Origin of the sequence: Piscinibacter sp. (genome assembly GCF_050175855.1) — a bacterium.
In the GTDB taxonomy this organism is placed as follows: domain Bacteria; phylum Pseudomonadota; class Gammaproteobacteria; order Burkholderiales; family Burkholderiaceae_C; genus Piscinibacter.
The window spans coordinates 1-3,719 of sequence record NZ_JBFXIO010000453.1 but is presented as its reverse complement, the minus strand read 5'-3'; the positions used below and the strand labels follow the sequence as shown (position 1 = coordinate 3,719).

The window sequence follows — 3,719 nt, the reverse complement described above, 5'->3', positions numbered from 1 at the left end:
CGGCGTGCCGAGCCCCGGAGCGGCTGTGGATGCCGAGGCAGCCGTCGCGGCGGCTGCCGTGCTCGTGGGCTCCTTCGCGGGCTTCGGCAGCGCGGAGGCGGGCGGCTGCCCGTGGATCGAGTTCGCGTACACGCCCGAGACCGAGGTGCACTGCGAACCGACCGGTGCCTTGCAGGCGTAGCTGCCCTCGCCGCCGAGGCCGCTCATGGTGGACGCGCAGCCGCCCAACAGCGTGGCGGTCGCGCCGACGAGGAGGGCGAAGGTCCGTCGCAGGTCCGTCATGGCGCCTTGCCCGTCGCCTGGGCCGCGGGGTTGCCCGGCGCGGGGCCTTCGGCGCTCGTGGTCGAGCGCGCCAGCCAGGCGTTGATCTGCTCGGCGCTCGCGGCGCCGGGCAGCACGCGGCCGTCGGCGGCGACCAGTGTCGGGGTGCCGGTCACGCCGAGGCGCTCGGCCAGCGCGACGTTGCGATCGACCGGGTGTGCGCAGTCCGCGCTGGATGGCACCTGGTCGCGGGTCATCAGCGCCTGCCACGCCCCGAGGCGATCCTTCGCGCACCAGACGGCGATGGCCTTCGCGCGCGCCTGCGGGTGCAGCGAGGCGATCGGCATCAGGAAGGTGTGGATCGTCACGTCGGACAGGCCTTTCAGCTCGGCTTCCAGCCGGCGGCAGTGCGGGCAGTCCGGATCGCTGAAGATCGCGAGCGCTCGGGAACCGCGGCCGCGCACGTCCTTGATCGCGTCGGCCAGCGGCAGCGCGTTGAAGTCGATGCGCGCCAGCGTGTCCTTGCGCTCGGCGGTGAGGTCGCGCTGCGCCTTCATGTCGTACAGGTGGCCGAACAGGAAGTACTGGCCGCTCGCGTCGACGTAGGCGAGGTTGGCGCCCATCGCCACTTCGAAGACACCCGGCCAGGGCGTCGGACGGATCTCGCCGAAGCGGGTCGAGGGGTAGAGCGCCTGCAGGCGCCCGATGAGGCTGGTCAGCTCGGGCGTGGTTGGCGGTTGGCTGGGCTGCGCCCATGCCGTGACGCTCAGGCAGGTGGTCAGCGCCGCGGCCAACGCGGCCTTGGCAGCGAGAGCGCGCAGCGCGAGGCGTGCGTCAGTCGTCTTCATCGTCGTTCCTCCGAAGGGTGCGGGCGCGCTCGGCGAGTTGCGCGAGGTTGTCGGGATCGGTGCCGGCGGCGTCCAGCGTCCCGGGCAGGGCGACGCCCTGCGTGAGGACCACGTCGACGCTGCGGCCCGCGTCGACCTCGATCACCGGGAAGACCTTCTCGGCGAGGCTGATGTAGTACTGGGCGAGCCGGTCGAGCGCCTTGCCCACGCCGGTGCCCAGACCCGCTTCGAGCTGCTTGCCGGGGTCGACGGTGCTGGTGGTGCCCAGCGGCGAGACCGACAGCGTGGTGGAGCTCTGCGTGAAGGCGTGACCGATGCCGCTGGCCACGCCGGCGAGCAGCGCGTTGGCGAGGATCTGTCCCTGCTTGGACACCAGGCGTCCGCGCATGCCGGCCTTGCCGTCCTCGCCGGCCACATAGCCCTTCACGGGCACGTCGATGGCGGTGCCGTCGCGGGTGACGCACGACAGCGACTCGGTGCGGATGTAGGCGCGCTCGGAGCTCACGTCGCCATAGCCGGCGCCGACGATGAAGCACTCCTTCACGCGGGCGCGAAACTGGTTGGGCAGGATCGCGTTGTCCGCGAGTCGAAGCAGGACCGGTTGAGGATTGCGCTGGGCCTGGCCGCCGGTGGGCGCATCCAGGCCGCCGAGGAGGACCGCCCGGGTGAAGGCGCCGCTGGGCAGATAGCGGCGCGTGTCTCGAGGAGTAGTACTGCTGACGGCTGCGTCCGCGGCCGCCTTGGCACCCTTGCCGGTTGCGACGTCCCCCAGCACGATGCTGACGATGCCCGTGGGCGTCGGCATGCTCGGAACGCCGCCGGGCGGCGGTGGCAGGCCGGGGCTCTGCCCCGCGCCTTGCGGCATCGGTGGCGGTGGCGGCGGGAAACGCTGCGGACCGGCGTCCGGCAGCGCGTTCCCCGGGCGATCCGGCCCGAAGCTCGGCCGTGCCGCGGAGGCGGCGACGGGCGGAGGCGGCAGCGGCGTGAGTCCGCTGCCTTCGAGCTTCTTGAGGCGCTCGAGCATTTCCTTGCCCTGGCCTTCGAGCTCGGCGTTGCGCTGCGCGAGGTCGCGCGAGCGCTGCTCGATCGCCTTCAGTTGCGCATCGGCCTGGCCACGCCACGCGTCGCGGGGATCGACCTGCGCACCCGGCGCGAGGATGTTGGTGGACTGCGGTTTCGCGGGCTGCGCGTCGTTGCCTTTCGTGCCGGTCAACGAGACCGACAGCAGCGTGCCGGCCACGATCGTGCCGGCGATGCCGGCGAGCAGCAGGACCTGACGGCGCTTGATGGCCGCAGCCGTCGGCTCCGCCGGGGCTGACGGAGCTCCATGGCCTGATGAATAAGACGCACCGGTCGGCGACATGCCGGGCGGCAGGACGGGATCAGTCATCGGCGCGGCGCTCCCGGATCACGAAGAGCTGGGTGGTCTCGCCCGGGCGCAGGGCCGCCTGCTCGACGCTCACGGCCATCACGCCGCGCTTGAAGAAATCGCGCTCGGCGAGGTCGAGCGCGGACGCGCCGGTGTTGACGAGCTGGTACTTCTCGCCGACCACGCCGCTGCCCAGCCACTGGCGCTGCAACGTGAGCCTTGCGCCGGGCCACAGGGTCAGCTCGCGCCCGGGCTCGCGCACCTCCATGTCGTCGGGCAGCGCGTCCTCGGCCATCGCAAGCAGGAGGTTCTTCATCGTGCGCACGTGACGGCCGCTGCGCTCGATGCGTGCGGGTCCGCTCGCCGCGTCGCGGGCCTCGCGGATCACGATGGCGTCGCTCGGGGTGTCCACCGGCTGCAGCAGCAGCCCGATCGTCGAGCGCTCCGTGCTGACGAAGAGGTTGATGGGCTTGGTGCTGTTCGGGGAGACCGGCCGGATGAAGACCTGGCCCTTCTCGTCGTCCTTCTCCAGCACGAATTCGCCGGCGTTGCCCGTCACCTTGCGGATGCGGCCTCGCTCGACGGAGATGCGCGTTACCTCCTTGCGCGAGACCTTGGCGAGCACGGTCTCGCCGTCGCGCGCGTCGACGACCTGCAGCGCCAGCGCGGGCTGGCTAGCGGCTAGCGCCAGCAGCAGGAGCCGGGCGAAGCTGGGACTGAGCTTGGATTTCGAGCGGGTCATTGGGACTGGTCTCCCGGAATGCCTTCAGAAAGATCCGGCCGCCGGCGTACTGCAGCTCGATGGCGTAGCCCTTCGAGACCTCGGATACGCGGCGGTCGCTGATGAATGTGGTGAGCAGGCCGCGCACGCCCACACGCTGGGTGCGCTCGTCGACGGCCAGGTCCTGCGCGCTGAATACGGTGGAGGCGCCGTCGCGCTTGACGCGCTCGGCAGCGGTGGCCAGCACGCTGCGCAGCTCTCCGTAGGAGGCCGGCGCGGCGTACTGGAGCAGAACCCGGGACTGGTGGTCGATGCTCTGCGGCGTGACGTTGAGCGTGAGTTGCAGGAGGAAGTAGGCCATCTGCTCGAGGTACTCGGCGCTCACGCGCTCGGACTCGACCCAGAAAGTCTTGTTGATGCTGGGCGGCACCACCACCACGCGCTCGCGGCCGGCCATGTGCATCGCGAAGGCGGCCAGCGTCACGTTGGCGAGCATCGAGCAGGCGAGCAGCAGCACGAG

The 3,719-nt window shown here is 71.3% G+C and carries 4 protein-coding genes and 1 pseudogene; all 5 read right to left on the bottom strand.

What is annotated here, in order from left to right; all coding sequences use genetic code 11:
* Positions 1-282 (bottom strand): annotated as a pseudogene (locus AB7U92_RS23685) (hypothetical protein); the annotation flags it as partial.
* A complete protein-coding gene (locus AB7U92_RS23680) occupies positions 279-1,109 on the bottom strand; it encodes a DsbC family protein (protein WP_428582742.1) in 831 nt (276 codons plus the stop codon). The pseudogene AB7U92_RS23685 and the gene AB7U92_RS23680, both read right to left, overlap by 4 nt.
* Positions 1,096-2,499: a TrbI/VirB10 family protein gene (locus AB7U92_RS23675; protein WP_428582740.1), complete on the bottom strand. Its 1,404-nt coding sequence runs from the start codon at positions 2,497-2,499 to the stop codon at positions 1,096-1,098. Before AB7U92_RS23675 ends, AB7U92_RS23680 begins: the two co-directional genes overlap by 14 nt.
* On the bottom strand, positions 2,492-3,220 hold the full coding sequence (locus tag AB7U92_RS23670) for a type-F conjugative transfer system secretin TraK (protein ID WP_428582738.1): 729 nt from the start codon (positions 3,218-3,220) through the stop codon (positions 2,492-2,494). The genes AB7U92_RS23675 and AB7U92_RS23670 overlap by 8 nt, the downstream gene beginning before the upstream one ends.
* On the bottom strand, positions 3,153-3,719 hold a 567-nt coding region (gene traE / locus AB7U92_RS23665), incomplete at its 5' end, for a type IV conjugative transfer system protein TraE (RefSeq protein ID WP_428582736.1). The genes AB7U92_RS23670 and traE, both read right to left, overlap by 68 nt.

Coding starts and splice junctions, on each gene's coding strand:
- AB7U92_RS23680 (WP_428582742.1), bottom strand. CDS start 1,109: ATGAAGACGACTGACGCACGCCTCGCGCTGCGCGCTCTCGCTGCCAAG.
- AB7U92_RS23675 (WP_428582740.1), bottom strand. CDS start 2,499: ATGACTGATCCCGTCCTGCCGCCCGGCATGTCGCCGACCGGTGCGTCT.
- AB7U92_RS23670 (WP_428582738.1), bottom strand. CDS start 3,220: ATGACCCGCTCGAAATCCAAGCTCAGTCCCAGCTTCGCCCGGCTCCTG.